A 17833-nucleotide genomic window follows, 5' to 3' on the forward strand; every position below is an offset into this window, starting at 1 on the left:
CAAGCACGGTCTTGCCGACGACCGAACATCGTTCTATCATCGAACTGCGTTCGATAACCGAACGCTGTTCGAGATTGGAGGACGTCATGTCCGCTCCCACCCTCCAGGCCCGCACCGGGCCGACCACCCTGCGTCAGGCCTGGCTGCCGCTCACGGCCCTGGCCCTCGCCTTCTTCGTCGAGATGGTCGACAACACCGTCCTGACCATCGCCCTGCCGACCATCGCCCGGGACCTCGACGCGGGCCCGCTGGCCCTGCAGTGGGTGACCGGCGTGTACGCCCTGACCTTCGGCGGGCTGCTGCTCACGGCCGGGACGATCGCCGACCGCTTCGGGCGGCGGCGCGTCCTGCTCACCGGCATCGCGGCGTTCGGCGTCGTCAGCGCGTTCGCCATCGTCGTGGAGAGCGCCGGCCAGCTCATCGCGCTGCGGGCCGCCCTCGGCGTCGCCGCGGCCGCGATGGCTCCGGTGACGATGTCCCTGGTCTTCCGCCTGTTCGACTCCGAGGCCCTGCGCATGCGCGCGATCTCGGTCATGGTCGTCGTCGGCATGACCGGGTTCGCGCTGGGACCGATCCTGGCCGGCACCGCCCTGACCCACCTGAGCTGGCACTGGCTGCTGCTGGTCAACGTGCCCATCGCGCTCGTGGCCTGGATCGGGGTGCGGGTCGGCATCGCCGCCGACCGCTCCGAGGACCTGCACGGCGCGCCGCTGGACGTCCCCGCCGCGGTGCTGACGATGGCCGCGCTGGGGCTCGGCGCGTACGTCCTGACGTCGGGCGTCGAGCGGGGCTGGACCTCGCCGGTCACGCTGGCGACGGGCCTGGGCGCGGTCGCCGCGGCCGGTCTCTTCGTCGTCCGGGAACGGCGCGCGGTGTTCCCGATGCTCGACCTGGCGCTCCTGCGCACTCCCGCGCTGCGCGGCGCCGTGCTGGCCCAGCTCGGCAGCAGCGTGGCGATGATGGTCTCGATGTTCGCCCTGACGCTGCACTTCCAGGACGCGTACGGGTGGAGCCCGGTCCGGGCCGGCTTCGCGATCCTGCCGGTCGTGGCCACCATGCTCGCCGCCACCCCTCTGGCCGAGCTCGCCGCCGGACGGCTCGGGCACCGGGTCGGCTGCCTGCTCGCGTCCGGGGTCATGACGGTGGCGATGCTGGGCCTGGCCCTCGCCATCCCGCACGGGTACGTGCCGATCATGGCCGCGATGGTCGTCCTCATCGCCGGGATGCGGGTCATCATGACGGTCTGCGCGATCGCGCTCGTCGACGCGATGCCGGAGAACCGGACGAGCGTGGGCACGGCACTGAACGACACCGCGCAGGAGGTCGGCACCAGCGTCGGCGCCGCGCTGGTCGGCACGGCGCTGGCGGCTGCGGTCGGCTCGACGCCCGCGGGGTCGTGGACCGCGGCGACGGTCGATGCGTTCGTCCGAGGCGAGCAGGTCGCGTTCGTGCTCGCCGCCGTCCTGGTGGGTCTCGTGGCCGGGTACGGCTCGAGCCGGTTGACCGACTCGCGCCGCACCGAGGAGCACTGACCGGGTCGTCCGGCGCTCGGGTCGCGGCCGGGCCCGGAACGGCTAGCGTCGAGCAGGCCGGGTGGTCTCCCGGCCGAGCACCGACGAGGGAGGAGCCTCCATGCAGCAGCGACGCATCGGCGACAGGCAGGTCAGCGCGATCGGACTGGGTGGCATGCCCATGTCGGTCGAGGGGCGCCCCGACCGCGAGCGGTCGATCGCGACCATCCACGCCGCGCTGGACGCCGGGGTGACGCTCATCGACACCGCCGACGCGTACCACCAGGGTGCCGAGGCGGTCGGGCACGACGAGACCGGGCACAACGAGACGTTGATCGCCGAGGCGCTGCGCTCGTGGGGCGGCGACACGAGCGACGTCCTCGTGGCCACGAAGGGCGGTCACCTGCGCCAGCCGGACGGCACGTGGACGCTTGACGGACGTCCCGAGCACATCAAGGCGGCCGCGAAGGCGTCCGCCGAGCGGCTCGGGGTGGACGCCATCGACCTGTACCAGTACCACCGGCCCGATCCGGAGGTCCCGTACGAGGAGACGCTGGGCGCGTTCGCCGAGCTGCTGGAGGAGGGCGTCATCCGGGCGGCGGGCATCTCGAACGCCGACCCCGAGCAGATCCAGCTGGCCCACCGGGTGCTGGGTGACGGGCTCGTGGCGGTGCAGAACCAGTTCTCGCCGGCCTTCCGGTCGAGCCTGCCCGAGCTCGAGCTGTGCGCCGAGCTGGGCCTGGCCTTCCTGCCCTGGAGCCCGCTCGGCGGCATGAAGCAGGCGGCCGAGCTCTCCGAGCGCCACGCCGCGTTCGGCCGCGTCGCCGAGGAGCACGGCGTGAGCCCCTACCAGGTGACGCTGGCCTGGGAGCTCGCGCTGTCGCCCACGGTCGTCCCGATCCCCGGCGCGTCCCGGCCTCAGAGCATCGTCGACTCGGCCAAGGCCGTGCACCTGGAGCTGACGCCCGAGCAGGTCGCCGAGCTCACCGCTTCCGGCGACTGAGGCTCAGCGTGCGTCGTCGGTCGGCGGACGCTGGACCAGGACGCCGAACCAGCCCAGCCCCTCGTAGGTCTCGTACCCGGGGGTGCGGGCATACCCCACGACGTCGCCGTTCGGCCGGGTGAACGAGCCGGCCGCCTCGCCGCCGGTGACGGCCAGGTCGATGCGTTCGGCCAGGACCCCCGCGCCGTCGGACGCGGCCAGGACCCGGTGCCCGGCGTCGACCAGCAGGACGCGGGTGCGGGAGCGGTCCTCCGGGGACAGCCGCACCCCGGTGACGATGGCGTGGGCCTGCGGAGCGAAGTCGAAGAAGACGCCCAGCACACCGATCGGCTCGCCGTGCTCGGCCCCGCCGGCGCGCACAGCGGTCGCGTAGGTGGCCACCGTCGCCCCGCCGAGCTCCGGGTTGGTGCTGACGTCGTCGACGGCGTACTCCGACCCGGTCGCGGTGGTCAGGGCCTTGCGGAACCAGGACGCGCTCGAGACGTCCGAGCCCAGCACGGTGCCGAACCGCTCGGGACGTCCCTGGGCCACGACGCGTCCGTGGACGTCGGCGACCCAGAGGTCGAGGTAGACGGTGTACGACGACAGGATCACCGACAGGCGGCCGGACGCGGTCGCGGCGGCGCGGGCCCGGACGTCCGCCGCGGCATGGAGGTCGTCCGTCACGGCGCACGCGTCCACGACGGCGGGGTCGGTGGCCCACCAGCGGACGTCGCACGACCGCTCGTAGAGGTTGCGATCGATCAGCTCGACGGCGTTGAGCGCCAGGTCGGTCAGCCGGGCGCCGCGCACCTGCTCCACGAGCGAGGTGCCGAGCGTGGACAGCTGGTCGAGCAGCGGCGCGAGCTGCTCGTCGAGCTCGGCGGAGAGGGCGCCCACCGTGTCGGCCACGCCCGCGACCTCCTTGGCCACCACGCCGAAGCCGGCCCCGGACGGCCCCGCGTTGGCCGCCTCGATCGCCGCGTTGACCGCCAGGATCTTCGTGGCGCGGGCGACGCCGGCGATGCGCTGGACGCGCTCACGGGTCAGCGTGGACACCTCGTCGGCGATCCGGACGACGCGCTCGGGCATGGCTCTCCTCTCGGCCGCGCGCCACGTCCGGCGTGCTGGTCGCCGACGGCATCGGCCGACGGCGACTGCGCGTGAGGACCGCCGTGAAAACGTTGTGTTACGTCTGCGCTAGACCCGCTCGTACAGGGCAAGGAAGGCCGCCGCCACGCCGGCGGCCGTGACCAGGCCGGTGGCGAACGTCGTGGCCGAGCGGTGCCACCACGTGACCGTCAGCCACACGAGCACCCCCGCACCGACCTGGCCCCACCAGTACTCGGGGGCGGTGGTGTCGCCGATGACCGTGAGGCCGTAGACGCCCTCGCCGACCAGCACGCCGGCGAGCGCTCCGGCGCCCAGTCCGCCCTGCGTGGCGGTGCCGTACCGCGACCACCATGCGGCGAGGCCGAGCAACGGCCCGGCCACCAGCCCGGCGGCGCCCCAGAACGTCACCAGCCAGGACGACGCAGGGAAGCCGCGGAGCTCGGAGGCGACGACGTAGCCGGCGAGCAGGGCCCACAGCGAGAAGGCACCGCCGACGAGCGCGACCCCGAGGCGCGGGGCGCGCAGGGCGAGGAGGAAGGCGACCAGCGACCAGGAGCCGCTGGAGTTCGCGAACGAGCGGACCTCGTCGGGCAGCAGCTCCTGACCGAACGACGTCAGGACGCCCAGGGCGAACCCCGTGACGAGGACGACGGACAGGGACCGGACAGCGAGACGCACGCCGCGACGGTAGTGCACCCCGTCGTCGGCGCGGCACCCGGTTGACCGGGCCCGGCACGGGGCACTGTGTGCAGCAGGCAACGAGAGGACGAGGATGCCGGTCTGGCTGGAGGCGGGACTGTGGGGCCTGCTCGCGGGTGGGGCACTGGTGATCGGCGCGGCCGTCGCCTGGTTCGTGCCCGTGCCGCAGCGGGTCGTCGCGTCGGTGATGGCGTTCGGCTCGGGCGTGCTGATCTCGGCGCTGTCGTTCGACCTGGTGGACGAGGCCGAGGCGACCGGCGGGCTGGTGCCGACGCTCCTCGGGTTCGGGGCGGGCGCGATCGTCTACGTGGTTGCGAACGTCGCCCTCGCCCGTCGCGGCGCCGCGCACCGCAAGCGCTCGCAGGCGCAGCAGCCGTCCGAGGACGAGCAGGAGGGCAGCGGCGCGGCCATCGCCATCGGCGCGCTCCTGGACGGGGTGCCGGAGTCGGTCGTGCTGGGCGTGTCCCTGCTTGGCGGCGGGGGAGTGGGCGTGTCCGTGCTCGCCGCGGTCTTCATCTCCAACCTGCCGGAGGGCCTGTCCAGCGCGTCCGGCATGAAGGCGAACGGACGCAGTGCGCGGTACGTCTTCGGCGTGTGGGGCGCCATCGCGCTGGCCGGCGGGGTGGCGGGCCTCCTCGGCGCGTTGCTGCTGGACGGGGCGCCGGGGGAGACGATCGCGGTCATCACCGCCGTGGCGGCCGGCGCCATCCTGGCGATGGTGGCCGACACGATGATCCCCGAGGCGTTCGAGCGGGCCCACCTGTACGCCGGCCTGATCACCGCCGCCGGGTTCATGACCGCGTTCGCCATCGGGCGCGCCTAGACGCGACGACGCCCCGGCACCGTCGGGGTGCCGGGGCGTCGTGAGCAGGACTAGCTGAACAGTCGCGTGATCGGGTTGATCGCGAAGTACACGACGAACAGCGCCGCGACGACCCACATGAGCGGGTGCACCTCGCGCAGCTTGCCGAGCGCGACCTTGATGATCACGTAGGCCAGGAAGCCCGCGCCGATGCCCACCGAGATGGAGTAGGTGAAGGGCATGAGCGCGATCGTCAGGAACGCCGGGATCGCGATCTCGACGTCCTTCCAGTCGATGCCGCCGACCTGCTGCATCATCAGGAAGCCGACCAGCACGAGCGCCGGGACCGCCGCCTCGCTGGGGATGATGTTGACGAGCGGGGCCAGGAACATCGACGCCAGGAACAGCAGGCCGGTGACGACGGTGGCGAGGCCGGTGCGCGCGCCCTCGCCCACCCCGGACGCGGACTCGATGTAGGACGTGTTGGACGAGACGCCCGCGGCACCGCCGGCGGCGGCGGCGACCGAGTCGACCACGAGGATGCGGCGGGTGTTCGGCGGCGTGCCGTCGGCCTGCAGCAGGTTGGCCTCGGCGCCGATCGCGGTCATCGTGCCCATGGTGTCGAAGAAGTCGGCGAGCATGAGCGTGAAGATCAGCAGCAGGGCCGTGACGACGCCGGCCGACTCGAACGAGCCGAGCAGGTTGAACTCGCCGAGGGTGCCGAAGTCGGGCAGGTCGACGACCTTGTCCGGCCAGGACGGCACGTTGAGCGCCCAGCCCTTGGCCGAGTCGGCCGACGAGCCGGCGTCAGCGAGCGTCTCCACGACGATGGCCAGGACGGTCGTGCCGATGATCGAGATGAGGATCGCGCCGCGAACCTTGCGGACCCACAGGACGATGACCGCGATGAGGCCGATCGCGAAGACGAGCACGGGCCAGCCGGACAGCTGGCCGGTGGCGCCGAGCTGCACCGGCACGGTGGTCTGCGCGGCGTCCGGGATGCGGCGCACCCAGCCGGCGTCCACGAAGCCGATGAGCGCGATGAACAGGCCGATGCCCACGCTGATCGCGACCTTCAGCTGCGCGGGCACGGCGTGGAAAACCGCCTCGCGGAACCCGGTGAGCACGAGGACGAGGATGACCAGGCCCTCGATCACGACCAGGCCCATCGCGTCGGCCCAGGTCATCTGCGACGCCACGGCCACGGCCAGGAAGGCGTTGAGACCCAGGCCGGTGGCGATGGCCATCGGGTAGTTGGCCACGACGCCCATGAGGATGCTCATGACGCCGGCCACCAGGGACGTGCCGGCGGCGATGGCCGCCAGGTTGGGCTCGGCGCCGCCGCCGAGGAACTGGCCGTCGGTGTCGGTCGCGTAGCCGAGGATCAGCGGGTTCAGCACGATGATGTAGGCCATCGTGAAGAAGGTGACGAATCCGCCGCGCACCTCGGTGCCGATGGTGGACCCGCGCTGGGAGATCTTGAAGAAGCGATCGAGCGGCCCGGCCGTCGCGCTGTCAGGTGTGCTCACGGGGCACAAGTCTGTCAGAGCCCGGCCGGGGCGCGGACGTGATCTTCGTCAGAACGGCAGGCGGCGCAGCGCGACGGCGGTGCGGTCGTCGCCCTGGGTGGGGTCGGTGCCGCGCACGAGCCGGCCGACCCACGCCTCGAGGTCGTCGTCCGGGCCGGTGCCCGCGAGCCCGGCGAGCTGGGCGATGGACGCGTCGATGTCCGCGTCGCGGTTCTCCACCACGCCGTCGCTGTAGAGCAGCAGCGTGTCGCCCGGCTCGAGCGTCAGCGGCGCGCTCAGGCCGCCGACGACGCCGACGCCGAGCAGCGGGCGCTTGGCCACGTCGAGCACCTGCGTGCGTCCGCCGCTGACGAGCAGGGCCGGCGGGTGGCCGGCGCTCGCGACCTCCGTGCGTCCGGACTGGGGGTCGATGGCCACCACGAGCACCGTCGCGGTGTGGCCGTCGAGCAGCCGGACGACGAGGTTGTCGAGCCGGTCCAGGCAGTGGCCGAGCGGGTGGCCCTCCAGCAGGTAGGCGCGCAGCGCGGTGCGGGCCTGCACCATCGCCGCAGCCGCCTTGACGCCGTGGCCCGCGACGTCGCCGGCCACGACGGCGACCCGGCCGTCGGGCAGCTCGAGCGCGTCCCACCAGTCGCCGCCGATCTGGCTGCCTGGCGCCGAGAGGTACAGGGCGCTGAGCTCGATGCCGTCGAAGCGGGGCACCTCGTAGGGCACGACGCTGCGCTGCAGCGACTCCGCGACGCTCACCTGCTCCTGGGTGCGCTGCACCAGCACGTTGGTGATGTGCGCGCGCATCTCGCCGGCGGTCTGTGCGTGCCAGGACTCCCACGGCCGGCTGCGTCCGCTGACGACCTGCTGCCACTTCTCGAACGACTTGCGCGGGCTGAGCCGGACGTCCGGGCCCTCGGCGGCGGCGATCGCCTTGTTCGTGGGGTCGCCGCCCCAGTCGACGACCTGGCGGCGCTCGGGACGCACGAGCAGCATCCAGCGGCCCGTGCCGTTGCCGATGCGCAGCGCGCCGGAGACGAGCGCGCTGTGCTCGGCCAGGGTCGGGTCGAGCTCGGCGACCTGCTGCGTCGTGACGACGCCGTCCTCGTGGCCCGCGGCCAGGGCGTCGGCGATGCGGGTGACGACCGAGTCCGGCGGCAGGTCGCCGACGCGGATGAGCTCGCCGTCGACCCACATCGCGGCGCCCGTCGCCTCGAACAGGGTGAGCAGCGAGGGGTGCGCCATGAGCGCCTGGTGCGGCGTGCGCGGGTCGGAGGCGACCGACGACACGATCTCGGACAGGACCGAGCGGGCGGCCAGGGCCGCGGCGCGCTGGTCGGAGCGCTCGCGGTCGGCGATGAGCGACGACGCGGTCTGGCCCAGGAACTCGGCGGCCGAGCGGGCGTCCAGCGACGGCTGGTGCGGGCCGCTGTAGTGGTGGCAGGCGATGAGGCCCCACAGGACGCCCTCGATGACGATCGAGACCGACATCGACGCGGTGACGCCCATGTTGGTCAGGTACTCGATGTGGATCGGCGAGACGCTGCGCAGCACCGAGTGCGACAGGTCGAGCGGACGTCCGGTGCCCGGGTCGCGCACCGGGTGCAGCGGCACCGGGCGGTAGCCGATGTCGGCGATGAGGCGCGTCCAGTTGGCCGTGTAGAGCCGCCGGGCCTGGGCCGGGATGTCGGAGGCCGGGTAGTGCAGGCCCTTGAACGAGTTGAGCCGGTCGAGCTTCTCCTCGGCGACGACCTCGCCGTTCCACTGCTCGTCGAAGCGGTAGACCATGACCCGGTCGAAGCCGGTGAGCGACCGGATCTCGACGGCGAGGCGGCCGGTGAGGTCCTCGACCGACGCGGCGGCGGTCAGGCGGGTGACGGCCGAGCGCGTCGAGCGGTAGGAGACGTGCTGGCTGCTGGACGAGGCGACGGGCTCGACCTCGACGACGAGGTGGTCGCCGGACCGGTGGGTCAGGACGTCGGCGAGGCGCTGGTGGAGGTCGCCCCGCCCGGTGTCGAGGACGACGCGGGCCGGCTCGCCGGGCTCGGCGCGCTCGACCAGGTCGGCCACGGCCTGGGCGGCGCTCGGGCCCAGGGCCTCGGCGACCGGGCGGCCGATCAGCTCGGGGGCCGGCACGCCGAGGTGGCGGTCGGTGTTGGCGGACGCCGCGGCGACGCGCATCTCGTCGTCCAGCGCGAGCAGCACGCCGTGCGGCTGGATCGCGCCCGGGATGTGGATGGGCTCGCGGTCGCAGGTGGTGAGGTCGGGCGTCTGGTACGCCGGCGTGTGCGCCTCGCGGTCCGGGACGAGTGCCGGATCGGTGTCGGTCATGCGGGGAGGGCCTCGGTCAGGGGCATCGCGGTGCCACGGGACGAGGGGCGCATGGGGCTCCTTGCGACAGACCGGCACGACACGTTCCCCGACAACCTATCCCACGGGGGACAAACCGGCCCCGATCTCGATCCGTGGCTATGTGACATCGGGAGTGTTACATTGCTGCCATGACTGAGCACCTGGACGTCGTCGTGATCGGGGCGGGCCTCTCCGGCATCGACGGGGCGTACCGCATCCTCGAGGCCAACCCGGGCGTCACGTACGCCGTGCTGGAGGGACGTGACTCCCTCGGCGGCACCTGGGACCTGTTCCGGTACCCGGGCGTCCGCTCGGACTCGGACATGTTCACCCTCGCGTACCCGTTCCGGCCGTGGACGGGGGAGAAGTCGCTGTCCGACGGGGCCTCGATCCGCGAGTACATCCGGCAGACGGCCGAGGAGAACGGCATCGCCGACCACATCCGCTACGGGCACCGGGTCACCGGCCTGAGCTGGTCGTCGGCCGACGCGCGCTGGACGGTCACCGCGACCACCGCTGACGGCCCGGTCACGCTGACCGCGTCGATGATCTTCGCCGGCACCGGCTACTACCGCTACGGCGAGGCGTTCGTCCCGGACTTCCCGGGCATGCAGGACTACCGGGGCGAGGTCGTGGTGCCGCAGTTCTGGCCCGAGGACCTCGACTACGCGGGCAAGAAGGTGCTCGTCATCGGCAGCGGCGCCACGGCCGTGACCCTCGTGCCCTCGATGGCCGGCACCGCCGAGCACGTCACCATGCTGCAGCGCTCGCCGTCGTACGTCATGGCGCTGCCGGGGCGCGACAAGGTGGCGGACGCGCTGCGCGGGCGGCTCCCGGCCGGGCTCGCCCACCGGGCGGCCCGCGTCTACAAGGCGGTGACGACGCTGGGCTTCTACCTGTTCTGCCGCGCCTTCCCCAAGGCGTCCCGCCGCATCCTGCAGAAGCTCGCGGCCCGCCAGCTGCCCGAGGGCTACCCGGTCGACGTGCACTTCGCCCCGCGGTACGACCCCTGGGACCAGCGCCTGTGCCTGGTGCCCGACGGCGACTTCTTCGGCGCGCTGCGCCGCGGCGAGGCGTCGATCGTCACCGACCAGGTCGAGCGATTCACCGAGAAGGGCGTCCGGCTCTGCTCCGGCGACGAGATCGAGGCGGACGTCGTCGTGAGCGCCACCGGTCTCCAGGTCGCGGCGTTCGACGGCGTCGAGATCGACGTCGACGGTGAGCCCGTCGCGCTGGGCGACAAGGTGCTGTACCGCGGCGCCATGCTCGAGGGCGTGCCGAACCTGGTCTACGCGCTCGGCTACTCCAACGCGTCGTGGACGCTGCGCGCCGACCTCACTGCCGTCTTCGCCGGACGCTTCCTGCGCCACCTGCGCGAGAGGGGCTACGAGTACGGCACGCCGCGACCCAGCACGGACGTCGGCGAGCTGCGTCCGCCGATGGAGCTGAAGTCGAACTACCTCGCCCGCGCCAACGACCGCCTGCCCAAGCAGGGCAGCCGCGCGCCGTGGCTGGTGCGGCAGAACTGGGTGCTCGACTCACGCGACGCGAAGCGGCTCAGCCTGGACGAGGAGATCGAGTACAGCGTCCGCAAGCCGGTCGGCGTGGCCTGAGCCGACCCGCCGCCGCGAGCCCGTGACCGACCCGGTCGCGGGCTCGCGGCGTCTCAGGTCTGGCAGCGCGGGCACCAGTAGGTGTCGCGCTCGGTGAGCGGGGTGTCGCCCAGCGAGCCCTTGCGGATACGGGTGCCGCAGCGCCGGCACGGCTTGCCCTCGCGGCCGTAGACCCAGCGCTCCTCACCGGGGCGGGTGCTGCCGGTGAAGGCCCGCTCGATGCGCGCCTTGTTGAGGTCGAGCAGCCGGTGCCCGCGCGAGACGACGCGGCGCAGGTCGCCCACCTCGCCGACGGGACGGGTGGGCAGCTGGCCGTGCAGGAAGCAGATCTCGTTGACGTACTCGTTGCCGAAGCCGGCCAGGTTGCGCTGGTCGAGCAGGGCCAGGAAGACCGGGCGCTCCGGGTCGGAGCCGACGCGGCGGACCGCCTCGTCGAGGTCCCAGTCGGGACCGAGCAGGTCGGGACCGAGGTAGGCGAGGGCGTCGGCCTCGGCGTCGCGCTCGAGCACCTCCAGCACGCCGAGCGAGAACCCGACCGCCTGCCACTCGGCGTTGGCCAGCACGGCCCGCGCCGAGTGCGCCGGCCGGCGCCAGCGGGTGTCGAGCCGGTAGACGTGCCAGGCGCCCTCCATCTTCAGGTGCGAGTGGATCGATACCTCCGGCGTGCGCACCACCAGGTGCTTGCCGCGGCTGACCGCGCTCTCGACCACCTGGCCGGTGAGGTCGAGGGTGGCGAACGCCGGGACGCGGAAGTCGCTGACCGTCAGGGGCCGGCCCGCCAGCGCCTCGTGCAGGCGGTGCGCGGTGCGCCAGACGGTGTCGCCCTCAGGCACGCAGCCGCACCCCCTTCGGGGCTCGCTCGAACCCGGCCTCGACCAGCGCCTCGCCGAACGGCGTGGACGTGGTGGGCCCGCCGTCGACCGTCTCGACCGACAGCCGCTCGACCCGGCGTCCGCGCACGGCCGACGCGAGCGCCGCCGCCGCGGAAGCGAGCCGCGTGGCGTCGTCGGTGAACGTCAGCACGGTGCGTCCGCCCCGTTCCAGGTAGGCCACGAGGTGCCCGTCGTGCAGCGCGACGAGCGCACCGGACTTGCGGCCCGGACGGTGCTTGGACTCGGCGTCGGGCCGCTCGGGCCAGCCCAGCGCGGCGCCGTACGGGTTGGCCGGGTCGGTGGCGGCGAGCACCACGGCCGCGTCGGCGGTGGGGGCGTCGTCGTCGCGGTCGTGCGAGCGCAGCCGGTCGATCGTCGCCGAGGCGGCGAACTGCGCCGCGCCGAGCGACTCGACGAAGTAGCCGCGCAGCGCGCGTCCGCCCTGCTCGAGCTCGCGCAGCACGCGGTAGACGCCGGCGAACCCGCCGGGCACCTGCTCGGCCTGCACCGAGCCGCGGGTGACGACGCCGTAGCGGTCGAGCAGCACCTCGGCGCGGGCGAGGGCGGCCTGGGTGGGGTCGAGCCCGGCGTCGGGCAGCACGTACCAACGGCCGCTCACCGTGGGCAGGCCGGCGCGCGCGACCCGGGCCGGGCGGGCGGGGCGTCCGCGGTGGAGCCGCGAGCGCGGCGGCTGGCGGGTGGTGCGGTGGGCGCCGCGGCCGCCGACGTAGGTGCGCAGCGGCGCCAGGGTGTCGTTGCTGACCCGGCCGGCCCACACGAGCTCCCACAGCGCGTCCTCGACCTGCGCGTCGGTGACGGGGTCGTCGCTCAGCACCGTGACGGCGTCGGCCAGCCTGCGGAAGAAGTGGCCGCCGCCGTCGCCGAGCGCCTCGAGGACGTGCTGCTGCAGCGCGTCGGGCTCGTGCGCCGACTCGTGCGGGAGGACGAGGTCGGCCGGGTGGAGGCGGACCCACCCGTCGCGACCGGGCAGGGTGCCGGCCCCGCTCCAGACGACCTCGCCACCGGCGGTGAGCTCGTCGAGCATCGCGGGGGAGTAGTCGGCCACCCGGCTGGGCAGCACGAGTGACTCCCAGGCCGACGCCGGCAGGGGCAGTCCGGCGAGCTGGTCGACGACCGTCATGACGCCGTCGACCCCGCGCAGCGACCGGTCGGCCGACTGCCACGAGACCAGGAACCGGGCGTACGTGGCGGTGTCGACCGGCTCGACCTGCTGGCGGGCGGCGGCCAGGGAGCGCGAGCGCAGCCGGCGCAGCACGTCGGGCGAGACCCACTCGGTGCCGGTGGACGCGGGCCGGAACTCGCCCTCGACCAGGCGTCCGTCGCGGGCCAGCCGGCGCAGCTGGTCGCGGGCCACGGCCTCGCCGAGCCCGAGCCGCGCGGCGACGTCGCGCGCGGTGAACGGGCCGTGGGTACGGGCGTACTGGCCGAGCAGGTCGCCGAGCGGGTCGTCGGCCGGGTCGAGGAACGCCTCGGGCACGCCGACCGGCACGGCGACGCCGAGGCCGTCACGCAGGCGCCCGACCTCCTCGACGGTCGCCCAGCGCTGCTCGCCGGCCACGGACAGCTCGACGACCCGCCGGGCGGTGGCCAGCTCGCCGAGCCACGCGCGGGCTGCGTTGGGGTCGCGCTCGACGGTGCGCTCGGTGACCTCGTCGGCGGTCAGCGGCCCGAGCAGGCGCAGCAGGTCGGCGACGCCCTCGGCGTCCTTGGCCCGGCGCTCGTCGGTGAGCCGCTGCAGCTCGGCCTCGGTCTGGCGCAGCGCCTCGGGGTCGAGCAGCTCGCGCAGGTCGGCCCGGCCCAGCAGCTCCGACAGCAGCGCCGGGTCGAGCGACAGCGCGGACGCCCGTCGCTCGGCCAACGGGGTGTCGCCCTCGTAGAGGAAGGACGCCACGTAGCCGAACAGCAGCGTGTGCGCGAACGGGGACGCCTTCTCCGTGGTGACCTCGGCGATCTCGACCTGGCGCGACGCGATGCGGCGGGCCAGCGCGTCGAGGGCGGGCAGGTCGTAGACGTCCTGCAGGCACTCGCGCGCGGTCTCGAGCAGGATCGGGAAGGTCGGGAACTTGCGGGCCACGTCGAGCAGCTGGGCCGAGCGCTGGCGCTGCTGCCACAGGGGTGACCGCTTGCCCGGGTTGCGCCGCGGCAGCAGCAGGGCGCGGGCCGCGCACTCGCGGAAGCGGGCTGCGAACAGGGCCGACCCGCCCACCTCGTCGGTGACCAGACGGTCGAGCTCGTCAGCATCGAACACGAACAGGTCGGCGCCGGGCGGCTCGGACTCGGTGTCGGGGATGCGCGCCACGATGCCGTCGTCGGAGGCCACCACGGAGCCGTCGATGCCGTGCCGCTCGAGGATGCGGGCGGCCACGGCCAGCGCCCACGGCGCGTGCACCCGGCGTCCGTACGGCGAGTGCAGGACGACGCGCCAGTCGCCCAGCTCGTCGCGGAAGCGCTCGACGACGAGCCGGCGGTCGGTGGGCAGGACGCCGGTGGCGCCGCGCTGCTCCTCCAGGAAGGCCAGCAGGTTGTCGACCGAGAACCGGTCGAGCCCGGCGGCCTCGCCGCGGGCGCGGGCCTGCTTGGTGGTGCCCGACGTGATCTCGCGGACGAACGAGCCCATCGCCTCGCCGAGCTCGGCCGGACGTCCCTCGTTGTCGCCGTGCCAGAAGGGCGGCTTGCCCGGCTGGCCGGGCGCGGGGGTGACGACGACCCGGTCGTGGGTGATCTCCTGGATGCGCCAGCTCGTGGCGCCGAGCGCGAAGACGTCGTTGACGCGTGACTCGTAGACCATCTCCTCGTCGAGCTCGCCGACCTTGCGCGGTCCGCGGGACTGCTCCTCGCCCTCGGGCAGCGTGACGGTGAACAGCCCGCGGTCGGGGATCGTGCCGCCGCTGGTGACCGCGAGCCGCTGCGCACCGGGGCGGCCGGTGAGCGTCGCGCCGTCGCGGTCCCAGACCACGCGCGGGCGCAGCTCGGCGAACTCGTCGGACGGGTAGCGGCCGCTGAGCAGGTCGAGGGTGGCCTCGTACGCGGAGCGGGGGAGCGTGGCGAACGGCGCGCTGCGCCGGACGGTCGCGAACCACTCCTCGGCGTCCAGCGGCTCCAGCGCGCAGGCGGCGACGGTCTGCTGGGCCAGGATGTCGAGCGGGTTGGCCGGCACCGAGATGGCCTCGAGCAGCCCGGCCTGCATGCGCTCGGCGGTGACGGCCGCGCCGAGCAGCTCGTGCCGGGTGCGCGGGTAGACCAGGCCGCGCGAGACCTCGCCGACTTGGTGCCCGGCGCGACCGACGCGCTGCAGCCCGCTCGCCACCGACGGCGGCGAGGCGACCTGCACGACGAGGTCGACCGCGCCCATGTCGATGCCGAGCTCCAGGCTGGACGTGGCCACCACACAGCGCAGCCGCCCGGTCTTGAGGTCGTCCTCGATGATCGCCCGCTGCTCCTTGCTGACCGAGCCGTGGTGCGCGCGGGCGACCAGCGTCTCGTCGGCCCCCTCGCCCTGCCGCTCGGCGTAGAGCTCGTTGAGCCGCGCGGTGAGCCGCTCGGCCAGGCCGCGGGAGTTGACGAACACGATGGTCGAGCGCTGGCCGAGCACCTGGTCGAGCACGTGCTCCTCGACGTGCGGCCAGATGCTGCCGGCCGGCTGGTCGTCGTCGAGCGCCCGGGCGCCGCTGCCCTCCTCGCGCTTCGGGGCGGGGATCGAGGTCATGTCCTCGACCGGCACGACGACGCCCAGCTCGAGCCGCGACGGCGACTCGGGCGCGACGACGCGTACCGGCGCGCGTCCGCCCAGGAACCGCGCCACCTCGTCGTGCGGTCGGACGGTGGCGCTCAGGCCAATGCGCTGGGCCGGACGGCCGAGCAGGTCGTCGAGCCGCTCCAGCGACAGGGCCAGGTGGGCGCCGCGCTTGGTGCCGGCGACGGCGTGGATCTCGTCGACGATGACGGTGTCGACGTCGCGCAGCGTCTCGCGGGCCGCGGACGTCAGCATGAGGTACAGCGACTCCGGCGTGGTGATGAGCACGTCCGGCGGGCTGGTGACGAGCTTGCGTCGCTCGGCCTGCGGGGTGTCGCCGGAGCGGATGCCCACCGTCACCGGGTGCAGCTCCTCGCCGCGGCGCAGCGCGGTCTGGGTGATGCCGACCAGCGGCGAGCGCAGGTTGCGCTCGACGTCGACGGCGAGCGCCTTGAGCGGGGAGACGTAGAGGACGCGGGTGCCGGTGCGCTCGGCGTCGAGCGGCCGGCGCATCAGCCGGTCGATGGACGACAGGAACGCGGCGAGCGTCTTGCCCGACCCGGTGGGCGCCACCACGAGCAGGTGGTCGCCGCGCGCGGCACCGTCCCACGCGCCGAGCTGGGCGGGCGTGGGCGCGGTGAAGGTGCGCTCGAACCACTCGCGGGTGGCCGGCGCGAAGCCCGCCATCGGCCCGGGCGTCGCGTGTCCGTCCGGCCCGGCCTCGGTGCTCGTTCCTCGCTCGCTCATGTGGCCTTCATGGTGGCAGGACGCACCGACACCGCACGACGAGCCGGGTGCCGTGCCCGGGATCCGTGGCTTGTTCGTGCATGCTTGGGCACCATGACGTCACGCACCACCCTGCTCTCCGCCCTGCTCGTCGCCGGCCTCGCGCTCCCGGCCTGCTCGACCGACGAGAAGCCCGGCTCGAAGCCCAGCCCGGACGCCGACGAGCGCGGTGGCGCCACCCTCGTCGCCCGGTCCCCGCTGACGGGCCTGGAGCTGAAGGGCGGCCTGCCCAAGAACCCGCCGTTCGTCGTGAAGATCGAGAACTCCAGCAGCGGCGAGCCGCAGTACGGCGTCCACCACGCCGACCTCGTCGTCGAGGAGATGGTCGAGGGCGGCATCACCCGCCTGGCCGCGATCTACCACGGCAAGGTGCCGTCCAAGATCGGTCACGTCCGTTCCCTGCGCGGCACCGACGCCGGCATCGCCGCGCCGGTCGAGGGCCAGGTCGTGGCCTCCGGCGGCGCGCAGAAGGCGTACGCCGTGCTCGACCGCGCCGACGTGAAGGTCTGGTCCGAGGACAACGGCGCCCCCGGCTTCACCCGTGACCCCGCCAAGCGGGCGCCGTACGACCGGCTGATGGACCTGCGCCAGGTCGCCGCGAAGGCCGGCGAGGACGAGGTCGCGCGCGACTACCTGCCGTGGACGGCGAAGGGCGCGAAGCCCGTCCCCGCGGCCAAGACCGCCTCGCGGGCGAGCGTCCGCTTCTCCAGCAGCCACACCACCGAGTGGGCCCGCAAGGGCGGCACGTGGACCCGGCAGAACGGTCACGCCGCGTCGGGCCAGGAGTTCCGGGCCACGTCGATCCTCGTGCTGTCGGCGGACGTGAAGGACGCCGGCTACCGCGACCCGGGCGGCAACCCGGTGCCGGAGACGGTGTTCAAGGGCCAGGGCCGCGCGACGCTGCTGCGCGCCGACGGCGGCGTCGTCGAGGGCACGTGGAGCAAGCGGACGCTGGGCTCGACGATCTCGCTGAAGACCGCGGACGGCAAGGGCTTCACGGTCGACCCGGGCCGCACCTGGATCGAGCTGGTGCCGAAGTCGACCGGGTCGGTCACGACCCGCTGACCGGCTCCTCCGGCGTCCCGTAGCCGAGCTCGGCGAGCTTCTCGCCGAGCTCGTGCTCGATCGCCTGGCCGAGCTGGCGGCGGAAGATGCCGAGCGTCACCTGGCTGGCCACGGGGATGAGCCGCTCGACGACGGCCACGACGTCGGGCCACTGACCCTCGGGCATGCCGGCGTCGAGGAACGGCTGGACGATCTCGTCGACCGTGCTGGCCACGAACGCGTCGGCGATGCGGCTCAGCGACTCGCGCATGAGCGGGAACAGCGCCATGACGGTGGTCGTCGACAGGCCCAGCGCGACGGCCGCGGCCCCGGCCCGGACGACGGTGGGCGACACCAGACGGACCGTGTTCTCGTCGACGTGCTCCGCCAGCCCGTACTCGACCAGCGCGTCGATGAGGGCGTCGTCGCGGCCGACGCCGGCGAGCGCCGCCAGGGCGTCGCGCGACATCTCCTCGGGCTCCTCCTCGCGTCCGGGGGAGTCGAGCACCTGGAGCAGGTCGAGCGCGTGCGAGCTGGCCGTCGACGGGTTCGAGAGCATCGCCTTCTCCACCGCCGCGAGCGTGTAGCCGCGGTCGAGGAGCTCGCGCACGAGGCGCAGCTTCTGCAGGTGGACCTGGTTGTAGTAGCCGGTGCGGCCCTCCAGGCGGGGCGGCGGGATCAGCCCACGACCCGAGTACGCCCGGACGTTACGCACGGTCATCTCGGCGCGCTGGGCCAGCTCGTCGATCGTGAACTCCTCGGACGCGGGCGCTCCGTGCGACATGTGG

The 17833-nt window shown here is 73.7% G+C and carries 12 protein-coding genes; 5 read left to right on the top strand and 7 right to left on the bottom strand.

The genetic code is table 11. From position 1 onward, the window contains the following. The first annotated feature begins 86 nt into the window (after positions 1 to 86). Positions 87 to 1532, top strand: coding sequence for an MFS transporter (locus tag HGAM_RS12835; protein ID WP_020692192.1), 1446 nt, complete (start codon positions 87 to 89; stop codon positions 1530 to 1532). 100 nt (positions 1533 to 1632) lie between these two features. After that, on the top strand, positions 1633 to 2514 hold the full coding sequence (locus HGAM_RS12840) for an aldo/keto reductase (RefSeq protein ID WP_019145907.1): 882 nt from the start codon (positions 1633 to 1635) through the stop codon (positions 2512 to 2514). A gap of 3 nt (positions 2515 to 2517) precedes the next feature. Here HGAM_RS12840 and HGAM_RS21005 read toward each other — a convergent pair whose 3' ends face one another. Next, entirely contained in the window at positions 2518 to 3585 is a 1068-nt protein-coding gene (locus tag HGAM_RS21005; RefSeq protein ID WP_019145908.1) for a methyl-accepting chemotaxis protein, read from the bottom strand. 108 nt (positions 3586 to 3693) lie between these two features. Continuing rightward, on the bottom strand, positions 3694 to 4284 hold the full coding sequence (locus HGAM_RS19275) for a DUF6518 family protein (RefSeq protein WP_081591969.1): 591 nt from the start codon (positions 4282 to 4284) through the stop codon (positions 3694 to 3696). 94 nt (positions 4285 to 4378) lie between these two features. On the opposite strand from HGAM_RS19275, the gene HGAM_RS12855 reads away from it, so the two are divergent. Next, a complete protein-coding gene (locus tag HGAM_RS12855; protein WP_019145910.1) occupies positions 4379 to 5128 on the top strand; it encodes a ZIP family metal transporter in 750 nt (249 codons plus the stop codon). A 50-nt stretch (positions 5129 to 5178) separates the two neighbouring features. Here the strand turns inward: HGAM_RS12855 and HGAM_RS12860 are convergent, their stop codons facing one another. After that, the gene (locus HGAM_RS12860) at positions 5179 to 6645 is read right to left on the bottom strand and encodes an NCS2 family permease (protein WP_038951811.1); all 1467 of its coding nucleotides are present in this window, start codon (positions 6643 to 6645) and stop codon (positions 5179 to 5181) included. A gap of 39 nt (positions 6646 to 6684) precedes the next feature. After that, on the bottom strand, positions 6685 to 8955 hold the full coding sequence (locus tag HGAM_RS19280) for a SpoIIE family protein phosphatase (RefSeq protein WP_019145912.1): 2271 nt from the start codon (positions 8953 to 8955) through the stop codon (positions 6685 to 6687). 170 nt (positions 8956 to 9125) lie between these two features. Here HGAM_RS19280 and HGAM_RS12870 point away from each other — a divergent pair, with 170 nt between their 5' ends. Beyond that, positions 9126 to 10589, top strand: a complete 1464-nt coding sequence (locus HGAM_RS12870) for a flavin-containing monooxygenase (protein WP_019145913.1) — start codon at positions 9126 to 9128, stop codon at positions 10587 to 10589. 53 nt (positions 10590 to 10642) lie between these two features. Here the strand turns inward: HGAM_RS12870 and HGAM_RS12875 are convergent, their stop codons facing one another. Further along, positions 10643 to 11422, bottom strand: coding sequence for a DNA-formamidopyrimidine glycosylase family protein (locus tag HGAM_RS12875; protein ID WP_019145914.1), 780 nt, complete (start codon positions 11420 to 11422; stop codon positions 10643 to 10645). Continuing rightward, a complete protein-coding gene (locus HGAM_RS12880) occupies positions 11415 to 15962 on the bottom strand; it encodes an Lhr family ATP-dependent helicase (protein ID WP_245532130.1) in 4548 nt (1515 codons plus the stop codon). Before HGAM_RS12880 ends, HGAM_RS12875 begins: the two co-directional genes overlap by 8 nt. A gap of 93 nt (positions 15963 to 16055) precedes the next feature. Between HGAM_RS12880 and HGAM_RS12885 the strand changes: the two genes are divergently transcribed. Continuing rightward, on the top strand, positions 16056 to 17066 hold the full coding sequence (locus tag HGAM_RS12885; protein WP_019145916.1) for a DUF3048 domain-containing protein: 1011 nt from the start codon (positions 16056 to 16058) through the stop codon (positions 17064 to 17066). On the opposite strand, the gene HGAM_RS19285 is transcribed toward HGAM_RS12885, so the two are convergent. Next, on the bottom strand, positions 17053 to 17829 hold the full coding sequence (locus tag HGAM_RS19285; RefSeq protein ID WP_019145917.1) for a MerR family transcriptional regulator: 777 nt from the start codon (positions 17827 to 17829) through the stop codon (positions 17053 to 17055). The two genes, HGAM_RS12885 and HGAM_RS19285, sit on opposite strands and share 14 nt — an antisense overlap. Between the last annotated feature and the right edge of the window lie 4 nt (positions 17830 to 17833).

It is taken from the genome of Aeromicrobium massiliense JC14 (assembly GCF_000312105.1).
In the GTDB taxonomy this organism is placed as follows: domain Bacteria; phylum Actinomycetota; class Actinomycetes; order Propionibacteriales; family Nocardioidaceae; genus Aeromicrobium; species Aeromicrobium massiliense.

Bases quoted from the DNA above. Each gene is read 5' to 3' on its own strand.
- HGAM_RS12835 (WP_020692192.1), top strand. From the start codon at position 87: ATGTCCGCTCCCACCCTCCAGGCCCGCACCGGGCCGACCACCCTGCGT.
- HGAM_RS12840 (WP_019145907.1), top strand. From the start codon at position 1,633: ATGCAGCAGCGACGCATCGGCGACAGGCAGGTCAGCGCGATCGGACTG.
- HGAM_RS21005 (WP_019145908.1), bottom strand. From the start codon at position 3,585: ATGCCCGAGCGCGTCGTCCGGATCGCCGACGAGGTGTCCACGCTGACC.
- HGAM_RS12855 (WP_019145910.1), top strand. From the start codon at position 4,379: ATGCCGGTCTGGCTGGAGGCGGGACTGTGGGGCCTGCTCGCGGGTGGG.
- HGAM_RS19280 (WP_019145912.1), bottom strand. From the start codon at position 8,955: ATGACCGACACCGATCCGGCACTCGTCCCGGACCGCGAGGCGCACACG.
- HGAM_RS12870 (WP_019145913.1), top strand. From the start codon at position 9,126: ATGACTGAGCACCTGGACGTCGTCGTGATCGGGGCGGGCCTCTCCGGC.
- HGAM_RS12880 (WP_245532130.1), bottom strand. From the start codon at position 15,962: ATGAGCGAGCGAGGAACGAGCACCGAGGCCGGGCCGGACGGACACGCG.
- HGAM_RS12885 (WP_019145916.1), top strand. From the start codon at position 16,056: ATGACGTCACGCACCACCCTGCTCTCCGCCCTGCTCGTCGCCGGCCTC.
- HGAM_RS19285 (WP_019145917.1), bottom strand. From the start codon at position 17,829: ATGTCGCACGGAGCGCCCGCGTCCGAGGAGTTCACGATCGACGAGCTG.